At 36.9% G+C, this 23148-nt stretch carries 25 protein-coding genes, 1 tRNA gene and 2 pseudogenes; 16 read left to right on the forward strand and 12 right to left on the reverse strand.

The window, feature by feature from the left end; all coding sequences use genetic code 11:
- Positions 1–155 precede the first annotated feature (155 nt).
- The 3 genes from ACIF8R_RS00465 (at position 156) to ACIF8R_RS00475 (ending at position 2802) form a co-directional block, all read left to right on the forward strand.
- The gene (locus ACIF8R_RS00465; RefSeq protein WP_396478367.1) at positions 156–2252 is read left to right on the forward strand and encodes a carbon starvation CstA family protein; all 2097 of its coding nucleotides are present in this window, start codon (positions 156–158) and stop codon (positions 2250–2252) included.
- A 2-nt stretch (positions 2253–2254) separates the two neighbouring features.
- Positions 2255–2557: a YbdD/YjiX family protein gene (locus ACIF8R_RS00470; protein ID WP_016804681.1), complete on the forward strand. Its 303-nt coding sequence runs from the start codon at positions 2255–2257 to the stop codon at positions 2555–2557.
- 168 nt (positions 2558–2725) lie between these two features.
- Positions 2726–2802, forward strand: a tRNA-Val gene (locus ACIF8R_RS00475).
- A gap of 145 nt (positions 2803–2947) precedes the next feature.
- Here ACIF8R_RS00475 and ACIF8R_RS00480 read toward each other — a convergent pair.
- Positions 2948–3427, reverse strand: coding sequence for a hypothetical protein (locus ACIF8R_RS00480; protein ID WP_396478369.1), 480 nt, complete (start codon positions 3425–3427; stop codon positions 2948–2950).
- On the opposite strand from ACIF8R_RS00480, the pseudogene ACIF8R_RS00485 reads away from it, so the two are divergent.
- From ACIF8R_RS00485 to ACIF8R_RS00505, 5 genes and pseudogenes are all read left to right on the forward strand, one after another.
- Positions 3428–3652: pseudogene (locus ACIF8R_RS00485) on the forward strand (hypothetical protein); the annotation flags it as partial.
- 215 nt (positions 3653–3867) lie between these two features.
- Positions 3868–4458 (forward strand): hypothetical protein, encoded by a 591-nt coding sequence (locus ACIF8R_RS00490; protein WP_396478371.1) that lies wholly within the window; start codon positions 3868–3870, stop codon positions 4456–4458.
- A 107-nt stretch (positions 4459–4565) separates the two neighbouring features.
- The gene (locus ACIF8R_RS00495; protein ID WP_262460631.1) at positions 4566–5735 is read left to right on the forward strand and encodes an AAA family ATPase; all 1170 of its coding nucleotides are present in this window, start codon (positions 4566–4568) and stop codon (positions 5733–5735) included.
- Between the two features lie 3 nt (positions 5736–5738).
- Entirely contained in the window at positions 5739–6461 is a 723-nt protein-coding gene (locus ACIF8R_RS00500) for an HNH endonuclease (protein WP_042075065.1), read from the forward strand.
- 151 nt (positions 6462–6612) lie between these two features.
- Positions 6613–6996 carry a hypothetical protein gene (locus ACIF8R_RS00505; protein ID WP_396478373.1) on the forward strand — a complete coding sequence of 128 codons (384 nt, stop codon included), beginning with the start codon at positions 6613–6615 and terminating at the stop codon, positions 6994–6996.
- Positions 6997–7030: 34 nt separating this feature from the next.
- On the opposite strand, the gene ACIF8R_RS00510 is transcribed toward ACIF8R_RS00505, so the two are convergent.
- Both ACIF8R_RS00510 and ACIF8R_RS00515 read right to left on the reverse strand, forming a co-directional pair.
- A complete protein-coding gene (locus ACIF8R_RS00510) occupies positions 7031–7285 on the reverse strand; it encodes a hypothetical protein (protein ID WP_396478375.1) in 255 nt (84 codons plus the stop codon).
- Positions 7286–7344: 59 nt separating this feature from the next.
- Positions 7345–7641: pseudogene (locus ACIF8R_RS00515) on the reverse strand (hypothetical protein).
- A 154-nt stretch (positions 7642–7795) separates the two neighbouring features.
- Between ACIF8R_RS00515 and ACIF8R_RS00520 the strand changes: the two are divergent.
- Positions 7796–8791, forward strand: coding sequence for a hypothetical protein (locus ACIF8R_RS00520; protein WP_396478377.1), 996 nt, complete (start codon positions 7796–7798; stop codon positions 8789–8791).
- Between the two features lie 611 nt (positions 8792–9402).
- Here ACIF8R_RS00520 and ACIF8R_RS00525 read toward each other — a convergent pair.
- The 3 genes from ACIF8R_RS00525 to ACIF8R_RS00535 are packed head-to-tail and all read right to left on the reverse strand — an operon-like array spanning position 9403 to position 11106.
- Entirely contained in the window at positions 9403–9888 is a 486-nt protein-coding gene (locus ACIF8R_RS00525) for a hypothetical protein (RefSeq protein ID WP_396478379.1), read from the reverse strand.
- On the reverse strand, positions 9866–10558 hold the full coding sequence (locus tag ACIF8R_RS00530; protein ID WP_396478381.1) for a hypothetical protein: 693 nt from the start codon (positions 10556–10558) through the stop codon (positions 9866–9868). Before ACIF8R_RS00530 ends, ACIF8R_RS00525 begins: the two co-directional genes overlap by 23 nt.
- 2 nt (positions 10559–10560) lie before the next feature.
- Positions 10561–11106, reverse strand: a complete 546-nt coding sequence (locus ACIF8R_RS00535) for a PAAR domain-containing protein (protein WP_031952998.1) — start codon at positions 11104–11106, stop codon at positions 10561–10563.
- A gap of 731 nt (positions 11107–11837) precedes the next feature.
- Between ACIF8R_RS00535 and ACIF8R_RS00540 the strand changes: the two genes are divergently transcribed.
- The gene (locus ACIF8R_RS00540) at positions 11838–12392 is read left to right on the forward strand and encodes a TetR/AcrR family transcriptional regulator (RefSeq protein ID WP_396478383.1); all 555 of its coding nucleotides are present in this window, start codon (positions 11838–11840) and stop codon (positions 12390–12392) included.
- A gap of 235 nt (positions 12393–12627) precedes the next feature.
- Here ACIF8R_RS00540 and ACIF8R_RS00545 read toward each other — a convergent pair whose 3' ends face one another.
- Positions 12628–13245, reverse strand: a complete 618-nt coding sequence (locus tag ACIF8R_RS00545; protein ID WP_396478385.1) for a nitroreductase family protein — start codon at positions 13243–13245, stop codon at positions 12628–12630.
- Between the two features lie 39 nt (positions 13246–13284).
- On the reverse strand, positions 13285–14157 hold the full coding sequence (locus tag ACIF8R_RS00550; protein WP_396478387.1) for an EamA family transporter: 873 nt from the start codon (positions 14155–14157) through the stop codon (positions 13285–13287).
- A gap of 70 nt (positions 14158–14227) precedes the next feature.
- Between ACIF8R_RS00550 and ACIF8R_RS00555 the strand changes: the two genes are divergently transcribed.
- On the forward strand, positions 14228–14758 hold the full coding sequence (locus tag ACIF8R_RS00555) for a MarR family winged helix-turn-helix transcriptional regulator (protein WP_396478389.1): 531 nt from the start codon (positions 14228–14230) through the stop codon (positions 14756–14758).
- A 65-nt stretch (positions 14759–14823) separates the two neighbouring features.
- On the opposite strand, the gene ACIF8R_RS00560 is transcribed toward ACIF8R_RS00555, so the two are convergent.
- On the reverse strand, positions 14824–15735 hold the full coding sequence (locus ACIF8R_RS00560; RefSeq protein ID WP_396478391.1) for an ornithine cyclodeaminase family protein: 912 nt from the start codon (positions 15733–15735) through the stop codon (positions 14824–14826).
- 113 nt (positions 15736–15848) lie between these two features.
- Positions 15849–16817, reverse strand: coding sequence for a threo-3-hydroxy-L-aspartate ammonia-lyase (locus ACIF8R_RS00565; RefSeq protein ID WP_396478393.1), 969 nt, complete (start codon positions 16815–16817; stop codon positions 15849–15851).
- A 255-nt stretch (positions 16818–17072) separates the two neighbouring features.
- Here ACIF8R_RS00565 and ACIF8R_RS00570 point away from each other — a divergent pair, with 255 nt between their 5' ends.
- Complete coding sequence (locus tag ACIF8R_RS00570) at positions 17073–17708, forward strand: transcriptional regulator (RefSeq protein ID WP_396478395.1); 636 nt, start codon at positions 17073–17075, stop codon at positions 17706–17708.
- Positions 17709–18026: 318 nt separating this feature from the next.
- On the forward strand, positions 18027–18191 hold the full coding sequence (locus tag ACIF8R_RS00575; RefSeq protein ID WP_396478397.1) for a hypothetical protein: 165 nt from the start codon (positions 18027–18029) through the stop codon (positions 18189–18191).
- Here the strand turns inward: ACIF8R_RS00575 and ACIF8R_RS00580 are convergent.
- Entirely contained in the window at positions 18188–18874 is a 687-nt protein-coding gene (locus ACIF8R_RS00580; protein ID WP_019457751.1) for a pirin family protein, read from the reverse strand. The genes ACIF8R_RS00575 and ACIF8R_RS00580 overlap by 4 nt on opposite strands.
- A gap of 185 nt (positions 18875–19059) precedes the next feature.
- Positions 19060–20304, reverse strand: a complete 1245-nt coding sequence (locus ACIF8R_RS00585) for a L,D-transpeptidase (protein WP_263614277.1) — start codon at positions 20302–20304, stop codon at positions 19060–19062.
- A 305-nt stretch (positions 20305–20609) separates the two neighbouring features.
- On the opposite strand from ACIF8R_RS00585, the gene hemE reads away from it, so the two are divergent.
- The 3 genes from hemE (at position 20610) to ACIF8R_RS00600 (ending at position 23098) form a co-directional block, all read left to right on the forward strand.
- Entirely contained in the window at positions 20610–21683 is a 1074-nt protein-coding gene (gene hemE / locus ACIF8R_RS00590; RefSeq protein WP_004700197.1) for a uroporphyrinogen decarboxylase, read from the forward strand.
- 6 nt (positions 21684–21689) lie between these two features.
- On the forward strand, positions 21690–22484 hold the full coding sequence (locus ACIF8R_RS00595; RefSeq protein WP_311069354.1) for a DUF817 family protein: 795 nt from the start codon (positions 21690–21692) through the stop codon (positions 22482–22484).
- Between the two features lie 143 nt (positions 22485–22627).
- Positions 22628–23098, forward strand: a complete 471-nt coding sequence (locus tag ACIF8R_RS00600; protein WP_000914197.1) for a DUF3015 family protein — start codon at positions 22628–22630, stop codon at positions 23096–23098.
- Positions 23099–23148 lie beyond the last annotated feature (50 nt).

Here is a 23148-nt window from a genome sequence, read left to right on the forward strand (position 1 = left end):
AATAAACTATTATCGAAGGGATGATGTAAATCATCCCTTTTTTTATGCGAAAGTATAAGAGGAAAAAAGAAAAAGGAGGAGTAGAGTCACAGGGATTAAGAGAAACAGTGCATAACAATATAAAAATGCTGTAGTTATTTATTGAGAGGTTAAGAATGGACACAATGCAAGCGAAATCTACGCTTCCCTCCAAGCTGGTCTGGAGCCTAGTGGCAATTATAGGTGCAATTTCTTTTGGGATGCTGGCACTCAGTCGTGGTGAACATGTTAACGCGGTTTGGCTTGTACTGGCTGCAGCATGTGTATATAGCATCGCATATCGATTTTATAGTCTATTTATTGCAACTAAAGTATTTGAATTAAACCCAAGACGTTTAACCCCAGCCCACCGTTTAGCCGATGGTCTGGATTATGTACCCACCAATAAATATGTGCTTTTCGGTCACCACTTTGCTGCAATTGCAGGAGCAGGGCCGTTAGTTGGACCAATTTTGGCAGCACAAATGGGCTTTTTACCGGGAACCATCTGGTTATTGGTCGGTGTAGTTCTGGCGGGTGCAGTACAAGACTTTTTAGTTTTATTTATTTCAACACGCCGTGATGGTCGTTCACTGGGTGAAATGGCAAAGCAGGAGCTTGGTTCTTTTGCTGGTATTGTCGTAATGCTCGGTGCGCTTGGGGTAATGATTATTATCCTTGCAGTACTGGCATTGGTGGTTGTTAAAGCACTTGCACATAGTCCATGGGGTGTCTTTAGTATTGCAGCAACCATTCCAATTGCATTGTTCATGGGCGTTTATATGCGCTTTATCCGTCCGGGACGTATTGCAGAAGTTTCAATTATTGGCTTTGTTTTAATGATGCTGGCAATTGTCTATGGTGGACATGTTGCAGCAGACCCGTACTGGGGTGAATTCTTCACTTTAACTGGTACACAACTGACTTGGTGTCTCATCATTTATGGTTTTATCGCATCGGTATTACCTGTTTGGTTGTTGTTAGCACCGCGTGATTATTTATCTACCTTCCTCAAAATCGGGGTAATTCTTGGTTTAGCGGTGGGTATTATCATTGCATTACCTGAATTGAAAATGCCTGCTGTAACTCATTTTATTGATGGTACAGGTCCGGTTTTCTCAGGTAGCTTATTCCCATTCTTATTTATTACCATTGCTTGTGGTGCCATTTCTGGTTTCCATGCGCTTGTATCTAGTGGTACGACACCAAAACTCGTCGATAACGAAGCTGACATGCGCATGATTGGCTATGGCGGTATGCTTATGGAGTCTTTTGTCGGGATCATGGCAATGATCTGTGCGACAGTTTTAGACCCAGGTGTGTATTTTGCGATTAATGCGCCAGCGGCAGTACTCGGTACAACTGTAGAAACTGCGGCAGAAGCTGTACGTAATTTAGGCTTTGTTGTTACCCCAGAAATGTTAACCGTATTGGCTCAAGAAGTAGGTGAAAGCTCGATTCTTTCACGTACAGGTGGTGCGCCTACCTTCGCTATTGGTATGGCTCATATCATTTCTGAAATTTTTAATAGCCGCCAAATGATGGCATTTTGGTATCACTTTGCCATTTTATTTGAAGCATTGTTTATTTTAACTGCTGTCGATGCGGGTACTCGTGCTTGTCGTTTTATGGTGCAAGACACTGTAGGTATTGTTATTCCTGCAGTTAAAGCATCAGGTTCTTTCTTTGGTAATTTGGTTGGTACAGCTGTTGCAGTTGGTGGATGGGGCTTCTTCGTCTATCAAGGTGTGATTGACCCATTAGGTGGCGTTAACTCATTATGGCCTTTATTTGGTGTTGGTAACCAAATGCTGGCTTCTATGGCACTCATTTTAGGTACAGTCATTCTGTTTAAAATGAAAAAAGAAAAGTATGTTTGGGTGACCATTTTCCCAACAATTTTCTTGTTCATTACCTGTATGACAGCAGGCTGGCAAAAGATTTTCCACGAAAACCCAAAAATTGGTTTCTTGGCGCAAGCGCATAAGTTCTCTGACGCGATTGCTCGTGGTGAAATTATTAAACCAGCCAAAACTATTGCTGAGATGCAAAACATTGTGATGTCGAATCAGATTAATGCTGCGCTTTGTGGCTTCTTTATGATTGTTTCGATTGTCATGATTATTGCCTCAATTGGTATTGTTCGCCGTGCTTTAGCGAGTCGTACTCCGACTGTAAATGAAGCACCTGCGGTATATGCTGATCCTGAAGTGGTTACCACTCGAGGAGAATAAAGATGAACTTTAAATTTGCAAAAAATGGAACTGTCATTATTGCGAAAATCATCAAAATGACAGTGCTCTCGCAAAAAGAGCTATTACTTTCTCCAAAGAACTGGTCGCGTATAGCAACCTTGTGGCAGCGTTTGCAGCAAAGCTTCCGACTGATGGTAGGCGTGCCGGACTATCAAACGTATTTGGAGCATATGAAAGTCCACCATCCAGATTTAACACCTATGGATGCGAAGACTTTCTATCGACATTGTGTTGATGTGCGTTATCCATCGGCAGGTGGTACTTTGAAGAAATGCCCTTGTTAAGTTGAGCTTGATATTTGGCTAACCAAAGACGGTATGTGGTTGAACCATGTACCGTTTTACTTTTTGGGAAATGAAAAAGAGTTTGCTCAAAGTCTGCTCATTTGTATTTTTTTCAATGGCAAATCTCTTGTTTTGCTTTTGAAAAATGAATATGATGCTTTCCATTCTAGGTGTATAGCTCAGTTGGTTAGAGCGCTACGTTGACATCGTAGAGGTCTCCAGTTCGAGTCTGGATATACCTACCAAGATTCGCTGTTAAATCAGTAATTTAAAAAACCGCCTTAATTGGCGGTTTTTTCTTTTCGGGCATCTTTCGGGGTATTTTCGGGGAACTAATTCACGCCCTAATGTGGATAAGTGCGAAAATTAATCAAGTTTAGAATTTAAAAACTAACGAAAACTAACCCTTTCTGGCTTCGGTTCTTCGTGACCTTGCAAGTAGTGATCAGTCATTTTTTCCGTTGCATGTCCTGCCAATGCTTGGGCATAAGGTTTTCCATATTTCTCGGTAATATTGAAAATACCAAGTGCACGTAGATCATGAAAAGATGGGCGTTGTCTTGGTTCTAGATGGTCACATGCTCCAGACAAATCACGGTATTTCTGAAATTGCTTTGTTAAGTGATCCTCAGTAACTGCATAGGGGTGCGGTTTTGGAATCCGATTATGTTCGGTAATACGTTCCGGACGAGTAGCAATTAAATGTGGACAATTCAAACGAAAAGAATTGGCAATACATTTAACTACTGTTTCAGCAAGTTCCGGGTGCATATCAACTTCAATATAAATCGGTTTATCGTAGTTAAGCGATTTATGCTGCAGCACTGTGAAAGTGTTTTCTTTCACATTAACCGCCGTGCGTAATAGCATATGGGCAATAACTTTATTGAAGGTAAAGAATCTACACGAGCAATGGAAATTGCAAATACTTTGAAGGGTAATTTGCCATTCCAAAACATATGGTAGAGTAAGGTCATAATTGACAGAATGTTGTACTCTAAACTTCAAAACATGATTGACCCTGACTACTTACCAAAAACAAAAAAACGGTTAGAAAATTTGGGCAATAGCTATTGGTGGGATTTGAGCGAATAAGTGAATATACATTTAAAAGTAAAAATCATCGATTTGATGTTTTTTTTTTCAATAATAAAATGAGTAGATGAAAATAGATCTACGTATATTAGCGATGATCATCTCATAGAGTAAGTGCGCGTCATTTTATGGCGCAAAGCATCTTTTCACTGAACTATTCTTTTCAATTTTTTGATAGCCTAAAATAAGACATCCTCAATTAGGTATTAATAAAAATGACAATGTGTGTATTAATAAGAAATGCTGGTGCATTAGCAATGGCAGCAGATAATAGGTCGGTCTACATGCAAAATGGTAAAGTAGCCCGGGTAGTTTCTAATGATATAAAAAAAATTATTGAATGGAATGGCGGATATATTTCTGGTAGTGGAAGTGCTGATCTATTAGAAGATGTGAAAGCATTTGCTGCTAACAGTCCAATTACTGATATGTATCAAATCGTTGAATATCTTGAGCGCTATAAAGCTCGGAATACAATAGATGATTATTGGTTGGATACTACCCACCTAACTGCAATTTATTTGACAGATGCTGGTGATAGGGCAGTCTATATAAATGCTAATACTGAAGAGCCTAGAGTCTTAGATGATTCAAGCGTTTTGATTTTCGTTAAAGGTGTAGACACAGAAAAATTCAAAGAACTTATAAAAGCTGAATTCCATGATTCAGGTTTCAATATTGAAAATGTTATTGAGATATTAAGAAGTCTTTTTAAATTTGTATCAGAAAGAAATGAGACAGTATCTAGTACATTTGACTTTGCATTTCAAAATTATGAAATGCGTGGCATGATTGAATTAAAATAAAAAACAATTTTTTAAAATAGTTATAAGTTTATGAATGAAGTAACTTTTAGGTAAGGTATTCTATCAACTATATCTTATTTAAGATAGAAAATTAAGGTAGTTATAAGATGAAAATCCATTCTATTGAGTTAAAAGATGTAGGCGGAATCCCATATTTAAAACTCGAAAATTTAAATTCAAAAATGAATATAATTTGTGGAGAAAATGGGGTTGGTAAAACTAATATTTTAGATGCTATTGCTGCTTCTTTCAGCCAGTTTGATAAAAATCATGTTAGAAAAAGGGCAGGGAGTGATAAAGCAATAATTACAATCAAACATGATAAAAAAGGTTCTCCGGATATTTATGTGGATATTACAGACTTTGAACCGAATGAGTCTGAATATTTTCTTATTAACAATAAAAACTATGAAGAAAACAAACATTTAATGTTGTACATAAAAACTAATAGGGGAATTGATTACAAAAAAGTCAAAGCTATTATTGCTGACCCAGACTCAACGCATAGGATGAGAAATAATTCTTCTGGTGTAAAAAATGAGGATATCAAAGATTGGTTGTTAAATAGAGTGTTACATAGTAAGCATTACGATCATTTAACAGAAACGCAATTAAAAAATCTTGAATCAGCAAAAGCGTGTTTTAATCTCTTGAATCCAGAGTTTAAATTTAAACGTCTTAATACAAGTAATGAAATATTTGTTGATACTCCTACTGGAGAGATTTTTTTAGAATTCCTTTCATCTGGCTTTAAGTCAACACTATTCATACTTTTGGGATTAATAAAAGAAATAGACTTTCGTTTTGATAAAAATAGAATAGCGGCCAAGGATTTTGAGGGGATTATACTAATTGATGAAATCGAATTACATTTACACCCCGAATGGCAAGGTCGAATTATCAATATTCTTAAAGAACTTTTCCCTTATGCTCAGTTCTTCATCGCTACACACAGCCCTCATGTTATTCAGTCGGCCTTTGCTGGAGAAGTAATCGCATTAGAAAGGCAAAATAATGAAATAGTTCTTCGTGACATACCAAATCCAGAGTACGGTTACCAAGGGTGGACAATAGAAGAAATCCTTGAAGATGTTATGGGAATGGCGGATTTAAGAACTAAGCTTTATAAATCGGTTAAAGATCGATTTGATGAAGCACTTCAAGAAAGAAATAGAGATAAAGCATATGAAGCATATTGTGAGTTAGATAAGATGCTTCACCCTAACTATCCTTTACGTCCAGTATTCAAGCTACAGTTAGATAGTCTTGGAGAATAGTCTGTGATTAAACTGGAAAGGGGCAAAAAGCCTGCATATTTGACAGCTAAGAAAGTTGAAGAGCTTACTAATAAATTTAAGGCAACGAAGGCTAGTGTTTGGAAGCATGCAGAAATAGGAGAAGCATTACTGGATAGTAGTTCATTTAAATGTGCTTATTGTGAATGCTCCTTGCAAATAGAAGACTCATATATGCAAATTGAGCATTTTAAAGATAAGGACACTTATCCAGACAGTGTTGTTGATTGGGAAAACCTTTTACCATCTTGCCAGAGATGTAATAGAAAGAAATGGACGTTAGATGTAGTTGTCGAACCGATTGTTAATCCATATGTTGATTACCCTAAAAATCATTTCTCTTTAGAAGAATTTAGACTTTATGCAAAAGACTTGAAAGGGGAAACAACGATTTCTAAGCTCGATCTTAATGATGATAAAAGGCTAGTTCTGCCTCGTTTTCTTGCTAGTAATGAAATCGCTAGCCAGTTAGATAGTATTTTTAGAAATATCATAAATTTGGATGAAGCAAGAAAAAGTTTGTCTAAACTTTTGAACAGTTGTCAGGCTGATAGTCCTTACGCAGCATTTTTATCTACTTGTTTACATGGAAAGAAAGAGTATCAAATTTTGAAGGAACTATTAAAAAGTGAGGAAATTAACCTTTGGGATGATGAAATGGAGGAGTTGGATTTTAGGTCAAAGCAATTGACATTAGACCGCAGGTAAAACCCTGAAGTATTAAGACCAGATATTGCTGGACACATAGAGAGAGAAGCATCTTATAGATTAGCTGTTGACACTACTAACACGATATAAAGATTTATATAGCTTTTCTTAACTACAATACTGGTAGTGATAAATTTTTAGGATAAGAACTTTGGATATTGAAAAACTAATTGCTGAATGCAAAGATTTGGAAGATACATTGGCTGAGTCAAAAAAGAAGTTGCAAGATCTAATTTCTATTAAGGCAAATTATTATGCATTGTCGGGAGAGTCTGTGGAGGCAATCACGCAGGTTGTCATGTTTGATTGTGACACAACCTTTAATTTACTTAAGCAGGAAATATTCGACTTCTACTTGAAACGTTATGGAACAGAATCTTTTATGCACTTAGTTGATGCGGAATTGGAATCCATAAAAGAGGAAATGAAGTTGAGCTCCATGAAAATAGTGTTAAACACTCGAGTTCAAGAAAAAATTAAAAGAACGGAAGAAAAGCTTCAACCCACTAAAGAGGATACACCTAAGTATTCATAAAAAACTAAAAAATAAGTACTTTGAAATTTATGAATTAGGTAGGTTCTAATGCGGTTTTCACCCTTTTTAATGAGTAACGGCCGCGTATGCTTTTAATCTTTTGTTCTTTGCAGAGGTTTTTAAAAAGGTAGTAAGTTATACCAGGTATTCGCTCACATATTTGACTTATATTAAGTAACTCATCCTCCTGATTAGCTAATATCTTAGTAACCGCACGTTCACATGCCTCTTCCAATAATTTTGTAAGTTCGTCAGCTGTTATCAAAACAAATTTTATTTCGGTGGCCATCAGGATGATTTCCTAATATTTAGTTTGTAAGACTATAGATGAAAGTACCTACATTAATTCTAGTTTTTCCACCGAGCACCTCTTTTTATATTTAGCAAATGTAAGTTATCTAAAATGGGGATAACTTCATTTGGATCATAAAGATGTTTACCTTCATTCCCTTTATTAAATACCCGGAGGTGTTCTATAAGCGATTTTCTTGAAAGTGAGTACCTTTCTAGTAGTCATGCAGCATCAACTCTTCTTGGCAGTTCTTCTGATCTTAATTCAATGATCTTGCAACCTGCTATTTCTTCCCCTAAGAAGAGTCTAGGCGGGGCATTGCCTTCAAGAGTAATGATGTATTTCTTTTTCATTTTTAGCTGCCTAATTGCTTTTTATTTAATAATAGATAGGAATCTAATTAGAATTTCATTGCCAAATAAGAAGTGAAAATTTTAAACTAATCTTTTGATACATGCTTAGTTAAAAAACATTACTTGATAATTATATATTTATTACGGGATCATCATGAACGGAATTTTTTATGAAAATACGAAAACTACAATACCTCGCTGTGTACAACCTATTCATGAAAGCCAGCCATTAGGATATGCGTACGAAACTGACACTCATTTTGTGCACTTATATGGGGGAAATAAAGGGTTAAACACTATATCGGTAGGTTTAACTGCAATCGAGAAAAAACAAGGGACTTTAGAAGACTGGGCTATTAGAACTTTTGGAGCCCAAAATATACAGCCTCTTAATTTACCAATTGGGCAAAGTATTGAGGGGGTTTGGAGACCATCCTTGTTATATTCTGAAGATATTCAAAATGCGCTTAATATTGATATGTACGAACAGCGTTCAGCAGAACAAGCATTACTAATTCTACTTGATAAATTAGATGATATTTTTTTATATGTTGAACCCGATCAGAATGGTGCTCAGTCCTTTGGTCATAAATCCCGTGAGTTATTGATTTTAGCTTGCACCGAAGTAGAGAATATGTGGGTATCATTATTTAATAAAACTGGCACACCTGCTGCTAATGGTCGAACGTTTACAACTCAAGATTATGTAAAGTTGTTACCTAAATTATGCCTAGGGGAATTTCAAATTAGTTTCAAAAACTATAATGTACGAAAATTTAAGCCGTTTATTAATTGGAATGCCTCACATCCGACGCAATCTTTAAGTTGGTATGATGCTTATAATAAAACTAAGCATGATCGCAAAAATTTTTTTTCATGTGCTACGTTAGAGAATGTGATGGATGCGATTACTGCTAATATCGTTATGTATTGTGCTAAATATGGTCCATTTTACTTATTAAGCAACAACACCACGTTGTCTTCACTAATAAATCAGCACTTCGAAATAGAATTGTTGAATAGTGATTCATCAACATACTATATCCCTAAATTTAGTTTCCCTGCGAATACAAGAGAAGACCTTTTTATTTTTGATCCTCATCAAAATGGGTATATGGTCCCTTGGGATGTACAACCGCTAACAATTTGAGGACAATGTTGTGTGGCTGGAAGTGGGGTAGCAACTCTAATTATACCTGTATGTAGATTGCTGTAGTAATTAATTATTTGTACACCTAATTGTACACCATATTTTTTATTTTAATTTATTTGTAATTTAAATCAATGTCTTAAGTTTCAATTTGGTATTGGATATACTACCAAGATTTATAAAGGGTTTGCATCGTTCTAATAACATGTAAGCCCTTTTTTAATGCCTATTTGTTGTATTAAACCGATTAGAATTAAAATCAACAGCGAAGATTGAAGCGGGTAGTAGGTGAGATGGCGACCTGCCCCCATTGAGATTAAATTGTAAAAATGATCACGACAAGAAGCAGGTCATTAAGCTATTCATAAAATGGCTTTGGCAAGTTAACCCACCTAAGCATTTAAGCAAATAGAGCTAACTTATGAGCTGAATATAGCATTCAAGCTTTATTTGTACATATATTATTTAGGGCTTAATTTGAAAGATTTGATTTATTTATGAGCAATCAATTTTCAGTACATATAACCCATATATTTAGCGGTCAAATAAACCTTTTCATAGATGGAACGGAAATAGAAAAAAGCCCTAAATAATTAGGGCTTTTTTATTACTTACTTTCGGCAATCGTCTTCACCTAGTTCATCTTTAGTGTATGCACTATTGAGTTTTTTCGTCCAAGCAGTTTGTTTAGTATCGATCCAAGAGTAAACATCACTATAGGCGGCTTGAGCTTCTTGCGGGATATCTTTTTTATAATGTAGAAGAAATTTTGTTGTCCAACACAATTGATTGAGTTTTCCTAAAGATAAACTTTCCTCAACGATGTACCCATTTCCTATTTGCTTTTCTAAACCTTTTAAAACACCAACTTTTTCCAGTGTCGTAACTAATAAAGCTTTTGTAACTTTATTGGTTTCTGTTGCAATCGCATTTTTATAGACAGGTTGATCTATAATTAGCATATTAACCGCGCCACGACTCGCATTAATTATTGCTTCTCTATCATTATTCACTTGTGTGTTTGCACATCCAGTTAGTGAAAAAAATAGTGATATAAATATTAGCTTTACAAGACTAGAAGTTTTGCATAAGTACATTAGTTGGGTCTCCGCGATATTCTCTGTTTTCTTTTAAAATTTGAATCATCTTAGGGTTGAAGTCTTGATTAAAGACTTTTTTAAACATATTACGATTTATATAAAGTGGACCGTTATTTGCTTGTAATCTGCTTAAATCGATTACAGCTTCAGCTACATTTAATTTAGCAAAAGTGTCTTTTAAGTCACCAATTTTTGAATAGATCTCTTTTCCTTGGTCGAACTTACTTAGATTACGCAGTTCTAATAATTCATCAACTGCGAATGTACTTAAAAAACGTACTTTAAATGCAGTCTGTTGAAACTCACTGACAATACGAGTTGCTTCTTTAATTGAGTGCTTTAAAACGTAATTATGAAATTTTATGTACATTTGTGTATGAAAGGCGGGATCAGCCATATTTTGTTCTGGCTGTTTGTTCATATCCCATTCCATTCCGAAGCGTACGGCCATCAATAATTCAATTGTATTTTTCACATCTGCCCATTGATTAATATTCATCATGAAATTATAGGGTCTAGCCATAGAATAATTTCGGAATTTTATATGATCGTTGCAAAGTGGCTCAGTAATTTCACAGACCTTTACTTCCTTTGGGTAAGCATCCCAAGCGGGCGAGGTGTCAGGTATATTACGACTATAAGGGCTTCTTAAATTTTTATCTGACATTATTAATTCCACTCAGCCATAGGTTCGGATAAATCGAAAGTTGTTAAATCAATTTCTTTAGCTTCGGTACCCGTTTTAATTAATTTTGTATAACCACTTTTGTCAGTAAATCCTTCAATTTCGGTTCCGTCAGGACTCTTTAATTTAAAATACTGTTGCGCAAGTGGTTTGCCTGTCTCTTGATCTTTAAGTTGGAACTTAAGTCCGTGTTCGTCAGTTTGAGGTGCAAAACTATTTTGAGTTTGTGCTGTGCTTGAAGATGAACCTTGAGCTGCTCCACCACCATTATCCTGAACAACTAAACTTTGTTGCGGAAGTAGCTTACAGCCACAAGACAGAGAGTCACCAACACGTGCCGCCAGTTTGCCAAAAATATTCATGCACGGATCACCCGATACAATCGTGGCTACTAATTTATGCGTCGGGCAGGTGGCTTTATCGCCTGTGCATGCTACAGCTTTTCCATCAATGAGAAATAATGAGTTTCCACTAATTACTTTGCCGCCGCCCGTAGTTGGGCAACCTATGGTTATATAGGGTGTAGCCAAATTATTATTCCTTGTTATTTTCATGAATTGGGCGAATGATAACAAAGAAAAATATACAGATCTGTCTATTTTCTAGAAAAAAGTCTGTGATCTCTAAAATATCTCACCTTTATAAACCCCACTTAAACAATCACTTATTCATTATTTATTCTTACTTTTTAATGATCTAATTTAAAACAAATGTCATTTTGTGTGCTTGACTGCAACAGGGTTGGGCACTATTCTTTGCCTGCTGGCCACATTGCCAGCCGGCTTTGACAGGCTGAATATTATCTCCCGCATCAGAGCTTTTCCTTCTGAGGAATAGTTTTGTGTGTGGTGTGCCACTCGTCTCTTTCCCGTAGCGGTAGGACGGGAGAGGGACACCTTCGGGTGTGCTAGTTTGAGATAATACTAGTCTGTCAACCTTCTTCCGTTCTGCCACCATAATTCTATAAATGTCTGGCAGAACTCCCAATAAAAAGGAGTTGGCTTTGCACATCCATTATTTCTTGGCAGCCGTTGCCAAAAGCTATAACGACACAACTTAAAATTTAAAGCAGCTTGATCACCTTTAGGGTTTTCAGGCTTTAAGTCATTACGGCTCAAAAAACTTGCATCAACAATAAAACTTGAGATGTGCCAAGCACAGTCTTTATAGGCTTTGCTGTGCCTTTTTTTCTCCCAGAAAGGGTACAGGCTTTTTTATCTCATTTATATACAACAAAAATTTATTTTATAACGGTAAAACTATGCCAAATTTAATACTCCCAACACGTGCTTTTGAAGTTGTAAAAAAAGGGATTAATTTGTTCCATCACGGTGGATTTCACATGGTCGGCGTCGACAAAATTGTGAGAGAAACCGAAGTGAACAAAATGACGTTTTATAATTATTTTCACTCTAAAGAACGCTTCATTGAAATTTGTCTAATCGTGCAAAAAGAACGCCTTCAAGACCAAGTGGTTGCAATGGTCGAGTACGACGATGACACCAGTACAATCGATAAACTCAAGAAACTTTATGTATTACATACCGACTTAGAAGGGCCGTATTACTTATTATTTAGGGCCATTTTTGAAACAAAAAATACTTATTCAAAGGCTTATAAAACCGCGGTGAGGTACAGAACGTGGCTCACCAATGAAATTTATAGCCAGCTTAGACAACTCAAAACAGATGTTTCCTTTACCGATGCCAGAATCTTTTTATATATGATTGAGAGCGCCATTATTCAGCTTTTAAGCTCGGATGGGGCAGATGAAAGTGAGACGGTGCTTGAGTATTTTTTGCGAAGGTTGGTTTAACGTTTATAAAAATATTTGGTATCTCATCGTCCACGTAATTTATTCAATATTCATGGATGGGAAATGAACTTAGACTGAGAAAATGTTAGCTCTATTTAAAATCTGATAGTCACACAAAAAATGATAACTATCAGATTTAAACGAGAGCAGTTCTATAACCAATTAAAAAATAATGACTAAAGAATATCTATAGAATGAATAACAGCAGATGCTTTCCATTTTGGTTATAGCTTTACTAAACAATAGTAAGAACTTCGGTTACAGGCTTACGTATTTTTTGCGCCCAATTATTGGTTGTTGAATAACCCACAGCAACAATCATGACAGGCAATTCATTCGCTGTAAGTTCAAAATCTTGAGATACTTGTTTTGTATCAAATCCACCCATTGCACAAGTTCCTAACCCCATCTCTTGTGCTGCGAGTATTAAAGTCATTGCAGCTAAAGATGCCGAGCGAATAGCCTCATCGCGTTGTAATATAGCGTTATCTTGATAAGCATGAGTCGCTTGTCTTACCCAGCTATCAATAACTTTATGTCCCATAATATTATTTTCTAGGGATGGCTGAAGTGCATTATGCAGTTGATGATGTGCATCAAAAGTGCCGCAGATTATAAAGTTTACGGAAGCATCCGTAATTTTATCTTGTCCGAAAGCCGCCGCTTTCAACAATTGTTTTGTCTCTTCAGAGCGTACCGCTATAAAACGCCAATTTTGTAAATTATAAGCCGAGGGAGCTTTAGTTGCTAATTCGACTAATTTCTTGATGGTCGCTTCATCTAATGAGCGATTTGGCTGAAAGTTATTAATTGATGTGCGAGTTTCAATAGCATGTTGTATAGAGATATTCATATAAGCCTCAGAAAAGAGAGATAATTTTAAAGTTAATTATTAATTACGACGTGCAGTGGTCCATTGCACTACGAACACACTAATGAGCACGATGACTAATCCTAAAAGGGCAGTTCCTGAAATTGACTGTGATAACAAAGCCCAACCCAGTACAACCGCAGTAAGGGGACTAAGTAACCCAAGGGATGCAACAGCTACACTTGGCAGACGGCTTATGCCTCTAAACCAAAGTACATAAGCCACTAAAGCACCCGCTAAGCTCAAATAAGCATAAGAAATATATTGGACAGGTTTTAAAGTAGGGAGAGGTGCATCTACCATCCAAGCTATAGGTAGAAGAATTAAGCCCCCAATCACAAGCTGCCAACCCGTAAGAGCGAGTAATGGCATATCCAACTTCCAGCGGGAGGTTAGCCACACACCACATGCCATACAAATAGCACCTAATAAGGCTGCTAAGATTCCAATCGGTTCAAATACGGTATTAGGCGATAACAGCAAGATGGCCATTCCAAACATACCTATTACGGCTGCCCATAATGTAGATCTGAGCGGTGACCGACCATCTACTACCCAAGCGATTACCATTACCAGTAAAGGCTGAATTGCACCAAGTACAGCTGCTAATCCACCGGGTAAACGATAGGCTGCTATAAACAAAAAGGCTTGGAAAAATCCTATATTGAGTGCCCCAAGTATGATGAGGCGCCACCAATCATTTTTTGCAGGCATGCGGCGCGTCAACAAAAGTAAAAGTAAGCCTGCTGGTAATACTCTTATAAGTGCTGAGGTAAATGGACGGTCGGATGGTAAAAGCTCCGATGTCACAATATAGGTGGAACCCCAAATGAGAGGAGCTAATGCGGTGAGTAAAATATCTAACCCGCGTGATGTTGGTAATGTATTTGACATATTGTTGTAATTTATCTTCAATTCAAGATATCATTATGTTGTCATACCAATTAGCTTGAAGTCAAGATAAATGAAAAATCAGAACGATAGTCTAGGAAAAGATGAAGTTGATAAAATTTTAGAACAATGGGCGAAAGAACGACCGGATCTTGATGCTAGTCCTATGGGGCCTATTGGTCGCATTAAACGCTGTGCGACTTTGTTAGAGCGGCTTTTAGAATCTACGTTCTCAACCTTTGACCTGAGTCTTTGGGAGTTTGATATGTTGGCTACGCTTAGACGTTCGGGATCCCCATATAGGCTAAGTCCAACTGAATTGTTTTCAGCATTAATGATTACTTCTGGGACAATGACGCATCGTTTAAAGAAACTAGAGCAGAGAAACCTTATTGAGCGTATCGATAACGAAGAAGATGCTCGTAGTATGCTCGTACAACTTACCAGTCATGGATTGGAGTTAATCAATAAGGCAGTGGAAGCACATGTAGAGAATGAACGTCATATACTTTCAGTACTGTCGAGTAATGAAATAGACAATATCAATGCCTCTTTGTCAGTACTGCTCCAATCTTTAGAGAAGTCTTCAAAAAAGGTTAAGTAAGAATATAAAAAAAACTCTTTTACATTTAACTGCATCAACGTGAACGATGCAGTTAAATGTAAAGATTAAGAAATTTCTAAAATTTTCTGAGCGATATATAAATCTTGTATAGATAAGCCTGAACTATCATAAATTGTGATTTGTTCTGGTGACTGCCTACCTTGGGCATTTGCTAAAAGCACATCACCTATATTGATTAAGGTTGCAGACTCAGGCGCATGTTGAAATTCACCAATGAGTTTAGACTGGACATTAAGATCACAAAATAAATCACTATGTGAAAATAGCTCTGGCGGAAGCTCTTGCTTGCCTTGTTTATCTGAACCCATAGATGAAATATGCGTGCCAGCTTTGACCCATTCTGCTTTAAAAAGAGGAGTATGCGAAGAAGTTGCGGTCACAATAATATCGGCTTGTTCACAGGCTTCTTTTGCTTCTGTAACCTCAGTTTTAATACCTAATGGTTTGAGGTCTTCTGCCATTTTTTCAGCTTTACTTGAGTCGCGTCCTACTATCAAAATCTGTTCGAAATTTCTAATTCTCGCTATAGCTTCACATTCATATTTGGCCTGATTTCCTGTACCAAATATCGCTAATACTTTTGAATCATTTCTTGCTAGTACATGGGTTGCAACAGCATTAGATGCTGCTGTTCGAAACGCATTAACTTTGCCTGCTTCGATGGCTGCTGCAATTTTTCCATTGGCTTGATTAAATAATAAAATGAGCGCGTTATGGCGAGGCAAACCATGTTTAGGGTTATCTTCCCAAAAAGAACCAACCTTAAGGCCAGCCAAATGCTGAGTCGCCGATGACTTAACACTAAAGGTATTTTTGCTATCGGAACCTTGACCGTGAACCACAGGAAAACTTTTAGTGTCAGGTTGAGTTGCAGCAATTAAAGCTTGGTAAATGGCGTCATAAGCCAGTTCATGATTGATGAGAGCAGAAGATTCAGACTCAGAAATAAATCTCATCACCATCTCCAAAAGTTTATTTAAATTAAGACACGAACACGTCGAGAGGCGAGTAGCATGTAATGCCTATCTATGACGTATTAACTGAACTCATAGATAGGCACTAACTTTTATTAAGCAGATAAAAACTCTACATATTTAGAAATATCGACATTGCCACCACTAATAATGATGCCTATACGTTTGCCTTTTAACTCATGCTTTAAATTACGTGCAGCAGCAAATCCGAGACATCCTGTCGGTTCAACCACCATTTTCATTCTTTCAGCAAAGAACTTCATACAGCTAATGAGGTCTTCATCTTCTACTGTCAAAATGTCATCCACATTCTTTTGAATAATAGGGAATGTTAATTTGCCTAAATATTGAGTTTGAGCGCCATCGGCTATGGTTTGTGGCGTATCAATATGAACAATTTCTCCTTTTCTAAAAGACATTTGTCCATCATTTCCTAGAGCAGGTTCAACACCATATATTTTACAGTTAGGCGAGAGCTGGCGAGCAGACAGGGCAGAACCTGCCAATAAACCACCGCCCCCTAAACATACAAACAGGTAATCTAATTCGCCGACTTCTTCAAATAACTCTTTTGCAGCCGTACCTTGACCTGCAATTACATGAGGATGGTCATAAGATGGTATGAGTGTAAGGCCATTTTTCTCAGCTATTTCTTTTCCAATTTTTTCCCGATCTTCCCTGTAGCGGTCAAATTCAACAATATCGGCGCCGTATTCTCGCGTTGCTGCCATTTTTGCCGCAGGAGCATCTTGTGGCATAACGATTATGGCTGGAATACCAAGCGTTTTTGCTGACAGTGCAATTGCTTGTGCATGGTTTCCCGAAGAGAAAGCAACTACACCCGCTTTTTTTTGAGCTTCACTAAATTGCAAAAGCGCATTCATTGCACCACGAAATTTGAAAGCGCCAACACGCTGAAAATTCTCACATTTAAAAAATACTTCTGCTTCAAACTCATTGTTCACAGTACGTGAAGTTAAAACAGGAGTCTTATTTGCAAAACCTTTTATACGTTCAGCAGCGGCTGCAACATCTTCATAAGTGGGAAGGGTTAAATTTTTCATAATTAAACCTAATGCTATTCAATGTTTTCGGATGCAAGATTTGCTATTGCTCAAGCAACGCACAATATATTGACCTTGTTTAGATAAAATATATAGATTTAGATAAAATGTCTAATTTTATTTTTTAATGTGATAACAATGAGATATAAGATTTTGATTTACATTAAGTTTAAAATTAGATAAAAAGTCTAAATTACTATTGCATGCTTTACGCTAGGGCTTGAAATAGTAACTAAGTCATTTGGAGGAAATACATTGGGCAATCGTGATAAACATTTACTCACTCAACTAGATACTATCGCGAAAGGGCTAAGTGAAACACTATTTCCTTTTTGCGAAGTTGTTGTCCATGACTTAACAAATCCTGAGCATGCCATACTTTCTATACATAACAATTTATCTGGTCGGAAAATTGGAGATCCTGCAACCGAGTTAGGGCTGGCTAGAATCATGTCTCCAGAGTTTCCAAACCTCATTTCAAATTACGCAAACCAATTTGCAGATGGTCGTCCTGCCAAAAGTACATCTATTGGAATTAAAGATGAACAAGGGCAATATGTGGCCGCTTTATGTATGAATATAGATTTAACCCTATTTAGGGGAATGCAAAGTGCTCTAGATCAGTTCACTAAAATTGAAACTGACAACATTATTGAAAATTTAGAACCGAATGGTACAGAAGCAATTCGAAGATATATCGATCAATTTGCCTCAAAACATGCTACGACACCGCGTATGTTAAAACTCAATGAGCGAAAACAATTAATACATGAACTCAAGAATAATGGCTTATTAGACATTAAAAAGGCCGTGGAAACGGTTGCTCAGCATTTAGGTATCTCTAGAGCAAGTGCCTATTTGTATGTAAAGGAAACTCAAAACGATTTTTAATAATTTATAAAATGAGAGTGGTTTTATTTAAGCTATGCTGAGAGTGGTAGTGTGTAACCTTCGAGTTATTTTGAAAGGTTACTCATCCAATTTTTACATTGAAAGTTTTGTGGTATTTATCAAAAAATAACTTGTTTAATAGATGTGGCTCATTTAAATAATTGAATAGACATAAATCATGTTTGTTATAGCTGTACTAAGAAGGTGGTTATTTGAAGGTATTTATTATTGTATTTATTACCATTTTTTCCAGTGTTGGACTATTTCTTTTAATTGCAGCTCTTCGCTATCGAAAGAATTATTCATCATCGAGTGAGCATGATTATTCATCATCAGCAAATCATTATGTTCATGACAATAGCCATCATCATAGCTCAAGCTATTCAAATGATTGTTCTTCATCTTCGGATTCAGGCAGCTGCGATAGTGGCGGTGGCAGTGACTAAAAAGCCCTTTTATATAAAAGGGCTTTTAGCTGTTTAAGGTAAATCAAACCAAATAAATTGACTGTCTTCAAGTGCATGAATCACGGCATTATCTTCAAACACTAAAGCATCACCAGCTTTAACTTCTTGATCACCAATACGAATTACACCTGAAATCACATGAACGTAATTTACCCGTTTTGATGTTTCAACAGGAAGTTCATTTCCTTTTTCCAATACAGCAGATTTTACTTCTGCGTTTTGGCGTATGTGCATCGGTGCATTTGCATCTGGGCCTGCAATTAAATGCCATTTATTTGGATCTTTACGTGGGTCCAAATTAATTTGTTGGTAATTTGGCTCGGCTTCTTTTACATCTGGAATAATCCAGATTTGTAATAGATGCACGGGGGTATCAGTGTTATTGATTTCACTGTGCGCCACGCCTGTACCAGCGCTCATGAGTTGCCATTCACCAGCCTTAATTTGACCTTCATTTCCCATCGTATCACGGTGTGAAATTGCACCATCGAGCACACAGGTTAAAATTTCCATGTTGTCATGAGAGTGTGTGCCGAAACCGTTATGGGCATCAATTCGGTCATCATTAATAACGCGTAATGCACTGACACCCATATATTTAGGGTTATACCAGTTACCAAATGAAAAGCTATGATAAGACTCTAACCAACCCGCTTTAACATGACCACGATCTTCACTACGATGCAAAAAAGCATTCATGATTTGATCTCCTCAAATTATTATTGATCTCTTGAGGACTATGTTAAACCTGTAGAATCAAGCTAAAAATAGAGTAGATGCAACATATTGTTGCGTTTTTAATATGATGAAATGTCTATAAATATTCGTTTTAAATTTCAGATATAAAAAAAGCCTGCATAAAGCAGGCTTTCTTATTTGAAAGATTATTCTAAGAATTTAACAGTAACACCAGAACGTACTTTATTACCTAAATCGTTAGCATCCCAGTTGGTTAAACGGATACAACCGTGTGATGCAGTTTTAGAAATTAAAGATGGGTTTGGTGTACCGTGAATACCGAATGACTTTTTACTTAAACCAATCCAGATATTACCTACAGGAGCGTTAGGACCTGGTGGTAAAGAAAGTGGTTTTAAGTTTTTACCTTGTACGAAGTTCGAAGGTGAATAGCTATACCAAGGGTTACGCGCAACACCAACTACCTTATAAGTACCGGTCGGAGATGGCGTATCAGTACTGCCAATTGTTGCAGGAAATGAGGCAATCATTTGATTGCGGCTATTAAACAGATATAACTGTTTAGCACCTTTATGCGCAATAATTAAATGAATGTCTTCTGGTAAGTCATTGCGTACGTTTGGAACGATAACTTTCTCACCAACTTTTTTGAAGGTCGCTTTCGGGTTTAATTTCTTTAAGAAACCTTCATCAATATGGAACTTTTCGCCCAACATTTCAGTCACACGCGTGTAGTACAAACCTTTCATTTTGGCTTGTAATGCGTAGTCAGAAGGAATTGACTCAGCATATGGACCTTTTAGGTCTGCATCAGTAATCGTGTATTCAATAAATGCTGGTTTCGTTTGTTTTGCAACAAGCGCATCCCAAGTTTCTTTAGTTAACTCGCCAGTAGGAGATAAACCATTCATTTGCTGGAAAGATGCAATTGCTTTTAGGGTATTTTTACCGCTCATGCCATCAATCGCACCCGGTGAAGCATGCGCGTTATTGAGCATGACGTGGGCACGTGCATAAACTGGTAATTGACCTTTACCAATATTTTCATACCACTCAGCATTATTTAAGCCATCTAATGTCCATGAAACAGCTGGAGCAGAAGTAGTAGACTTAGATGCTGTTGTTGTTTTAGCTGGTGCTGTTGGTTCTGAAGCAGCAATGCCTGAGTCAGCATTTGGGTCTTCAGCTTTTTGCAAATTTTGTAATGTAGTAGACGCTCGATTTAAGTCATTTTGTTCTTGAGCAGTAATCTGTGTCTGAGCTTGAGCTTTAACAGTTGAAGCAGCATCTACAGCAAGCGGATCAATCGGATCTTCTACAGGAGCAGATACTTTTTTAGGAGTGACTGGTTGCTCAGTTGTTGACGCAGCCAAAGCAACATTAGCAATAATACAACTTAAACTCATAGCGAGTAATGAGCGAACAAACATGTAATTCAACCTTAAGAATTTTCATATAAGCAATAGGGTAAGAAGACTGATCCTAACGTTTATAAAATCACCAAAAACGCAATGTGTGCGTATTTAAGTATTGATGAATTTAAGCATTAAAGGAATATCAATAAACCCGATGTAACATGTTGCAAGTATTGCAGAAAACCGAGCTACTTGCAGTAGACTTTTGTGTAAATATGCATTTTTTAGTAGATTGACAAGTTTTTTGTATGAAATTGAAATTATAAAAACATTCACCTTTTTGATATGATGCTGCCACATGAAAAAGATAGAGATCGGCAATGACGACACTTAAAAATGATCGTTTCTTACGTGCTTTATTACGTGAGCCTGTAGATACCACTCCAATATGGATGATGCGCCAAGCAGGACGTTATTTGCCTGAATATCGGGAAACACGCTCAAAAGCAGGTGATTTTCTATCTTTATGCAAAAATACAGAGTTTGCTTGTGAAGTAACTTTACAACCTTTGCGTCGTTACGATTTAGATGCAGCAATTTTATTTTCAGATATTTTAACAATTCCAGATGCTTTAGGACTAGGTCTTTATTTTGAAACAGGCGAAGGCCCTAAGTTTCATAAAACGGTTCGTACTGAACAAGATGTAGCAAACTTACCGAAGTTAAATGCTAAATCTGATCTTGATTATGTCATGAATGCAGTAAGCACAATTCGCTCTGCTTTAGGTGGTCAAGTTCCACTGATTGGTTTTTCGGGTAGCCCTTGGACACTGGCGACTTATATGGTTGAAGGTGGTTCAAGCAAAGAGTTCCGTTTTACCAAGCAAATGATGTATGCGCAGCCAGAAGTTTTGCATGCGTTGCTCGACCATTTAGCAGATTCAGTGATTGACTATCTAAATGCTCAAATTGATGCAGGTGCTCAAGCTATTCAGATTTTTGACAGTTGGGGTGGGGCTTTAGCACACCGTGAATATGTAGAGTTCTCACTGAACTATATGAAAAAGATTATTGCGGGCTTGCAACGTGAAAAAGACGGACGCCGTATTCCAGTGATTGTATTCACCAAAGGTGGTGGTCAGTGGCTAGAGCCAATGATTACAACAGGTGCAGATGCATTAGGTTTAGACTGGACCACACCATTAAATACAGCTCGTACAACTGTAGCAGGCCGTGTTGCCCTACAAGGGAACCTTGATCCGGCGGTTTTATATGGTTCAGCAGCTACTATTGAAAAAGCAGTGAAAGCAATGCTGGATGATGCTTATGCAAATGGTGAAAAGACTGGCTATGTTGCAAACTTGGGTCATGGTATTACCCAATGGGTAGATCCAGCGCAGCCAAAAATCTTTGTAGATACAGTACATGAGTATAGTGCTAAATATCTAGGATAGTTTTTTGTGCAATATCTGTTTTTACCTCTTCAATTTATTGGCAAGGCTGTTTCGGCAGCCTTGTTTGGTATTTTGCTATTAATTGCTTTTGCTCTGACAGCACCGATGGGAAGCCATGAATATATGGGTTTTTATCGTTATGATTATTTACTCATCTATGCGCTCATTATTCAAATTTGCTTGTTGTATTTAAAGCTTGAGTCATGGCAAGAAGCCAAAGTCATTGCTCTATTTCATATCATGGCAATGGTCATGGAAATCTTTTTAACACATCCTGGCATTGCTTCATGGCAATATCCGCAGCCGGCTGTGTTTAAAATTATTACTGTGCCTTTATTTGCAGGCTTTATGTACTCGGCTGTAGGCAGTTTCTTTGCTCGCTCAATCCGTTTGTTTCAGGTTTCTTTTGAGAAACTTCCAAGTTTTGGAAGCATGCTTTTTCTCGCATTTTTCTCATATATTAATTTCATGAGTAAATTTTTTATTCCTGATATTCGCTATATTTTATTTGCTTTTAGTGTTTATATTTTCTGGAAAACTACACTTTATTTTCAAATAAATGAACGTAAATTTAAAACCCCGATGCTCCCAGTGTTGTTGACACTCGCGTTTGTTATCTGGGTTGCTGAAAATATTAGTACCTTTTATAAAATTTGGGTTTATCCAAGTCAGATTAATGCTTGGCATATGGTCGGGTGGGGTAAACTCGGTTCATGGTATTTATTATTACTACTAAGTTTAGTATTAGTTCTTAAAATTTTAGGTCATCGAGATAATCAAGGTAATTGGAATTTAAGATAAAAATTTCCTTTTCTCTTTTTATCATATTGTTTAATTTTTAATTGCTAAAAGACAAGCTTATCGTTATCTTTGAAGGGTGTAATAATAATTACACATAACAATACATAAGAAACAATCAATAATGATTTTTGGAGATATTCATCATGTTAAAAAAATTAGCTTTAGCTGCTTTGTTAGCAGCTGGTTCAAGTGTTGCTATGGCTGATAATGATGTAGGTTGTGGTGTGGGTACGCAAGTATGGGCAGGCAAAAAAGGAGTAGCGCCTAAAATTCTTGCTGCAACAACAAACGGTATTTTTACTAACCAATTATTAGGTATTACTTTCGGTACTTTAGGTTGCCGTCAAGGCGGAACAGTAACAGCTCAAGTTGTTACATTCACAAATGAAAATGCAGAAGCTTTAGCACGTGATATGGCTGTAGGCCAAGGTGAAAGCCTGAACGTTCTTGCTGAGTTAATGCAAATCAAACCACAAGACAAAGACCGTTTCTTCAAAGTTTCAAAAGCAAACTTTGGTGAAATCTATTCAACAAACAACCAAAACACACTTCAAGTATTGGCATCATTACAAAACGTAATGGCTAAAGATGAAGTTTTAAAAGCTTACGTATAAGTTTAAAATTGAAAACCCTGTCTTTTGGCAGGGTTTTTCTTATATTTAAT

It is taken from the genome of Acinetobacter sp. ABJ_C4_1 (assembly GCF_044538495.1).
Taxonomy (GTDB): domain Bacteria; phylum Pseudomonadota; class Gammaproteobacteria; order Pseudomonadales; family Moraxellaceae; genus Acinetobacter; species Acinetobacter nosocomialis_A.

What these genes read in the sequence shown, in the direction of transcription:
- ACIF8R_RS00545 (WP_396478385.1), bottom strand. Translation starts at nt 13,245, where the DNA reads ATGAATATCTCTATACAACATGCTATTGAAACTCGCACATCAATTAAT.
- ACIF8R_RS00540 (WP_396478383.1), top strand. Translation starts at nt 11,838, where the DNA reads ATGCCAAATTTAATACTCCCAACACGTGCTTTTGAAGTTGTAAAAAAA.
- ACIF8R_RS00490 (WP_396478371.1), top strand. Translation starts at nt 3,868, where the DNA reads ATGACAATGTGTGTATTAATAAGAAATGCTGGTGCATTAGCAATGGCA.
- ACIF8R_RS00480 (WP_396478369.1), bottom strand. Translation starts at nt 3,427, where the DNA reads ATGCTATTACGCACGGCGGTTAATGTGAAAGAAAACACTTTCACAGTG.
- ACIF8R_RS00470 (WP_016804681.1), top strand. Translation starts at nt 2,255, where the DNA reads ATGAACTTTAAATTTGCAAAAAATGGAACTGTCATTATTGCGAAAATC.
- hemE (WP_004700197.1), top strand. Translation starts at nt 20,610, where the DNA reads ATGACGACACTTAAAAATGATCGTTTCTTACGTGCTTTATTACGTGAG.
- ACIF8R_RS00530 (WP_396478381.1), bottom strand. Translation starts at nt 10,558, where the DNA reads ATGTCAGATAAAAATTTAAGAAGCCCTTATAGTCGTAATATACCTGAC.
- ACIF8R_RS00575 (WP_396478397.1), top strand. Translation starts at nt 18,027, where the DNA reads ATGATTATTCATCATCAGCAAATCATTATGTTCATGACAATAGCCATC.
- ACIF8R_RS00510 (WP_396478375.1), bottom strand. Translation starts at nt 7,285, where the DNA reads ATGGCCACCGAAATAAAATTTGTTTTGATAACAGCTGACGAACTTACA.
- ACIF8R_RS00495 (WP_262460631.1), top strand. Translation starts at nt 4,566, where the DNA reads ATGAAAATCCATTCTATTGAGTTAAAAGATGTAGGCGGAATCCCATAT.
- ACIF8R_RS00525 (WP_396478379.1), bottom strand. Translation starts at nt 9,888, where the DNA reads ATGTACTTATGCAAAACTTCTAGTCTTGTAAAGCTAATATTTATATCA.
- ACIF8R_RS00560 (WP_396478391.1), bottom strand. Translation starts at nt 15,735, where the DNA reads ATGAGATTTATTTCTGAGTCTGAATCTTCTGCTCTCATCAATCATGAA.
- ACIF8R_RS00550 (WP_396478387.1), bottom strand. Translation starts at nt 14,157, where the DNA reads ATGTCAAATACATTACCAACATCACGCGGGTTAGATATTTTACTCACC.
- ACIF8R_RS00580 (WP_019457751.1), bottom strand. Translation starts at nt 18,874, where the DNA reads ATGAATGCTTTTTTGCATCGTAGTGAAGATCGTGGTCATGTTAAAGCG.
- ACIF8R_RS00555 (WP_396478389.1), top strand. Translation starts at nt 14,228, where the DNA reads ATGAAAAATCAGAACGATAGTCTAGGAAAAGATGAAGTTGATAAAATT.
- ACIF8R_RS00600 (WP_000914197.1), top strand. Translation starts at nt 22,628, where the DNA reads ATGTTAAAAAAATTAGCTTTAGCTGCTTTGTTAGCAGCTGGTTCAAGT.
- ACIF8R_RS00520 (WP_396478377.1), top strand. Translation starts at nt 7,796, where the DNA reads ATGAACGGAATTTTTTATGAAAATACGAAAACTACAATACCTCGCTGT.
- ACIF8R_RS00465 (WP_396478367.1), top strand. Translation starts at nt 156, where the DNA reads ATGGACACAATGCAAGCGAAATCTACGCTTCCCTCCAAGCTGGTCTGG.
- ACIF8R_RS00585 (WP_263614277.1), bottom strand. Translation starts at nt 20,304, where the DNA reads ATGTTTGTTCGCTCATTACTCGCTATGAGTTTAAGTTGTATTATTGCT.
- ACIF8R_RS00565 (WP_396478393.1), bottom strand. Translation starts at nt 16,817, where the DNA reads ATGAAAAATTTAACCCTTCCCACTTATGAAGATGTTGCAGCCGCTGCT.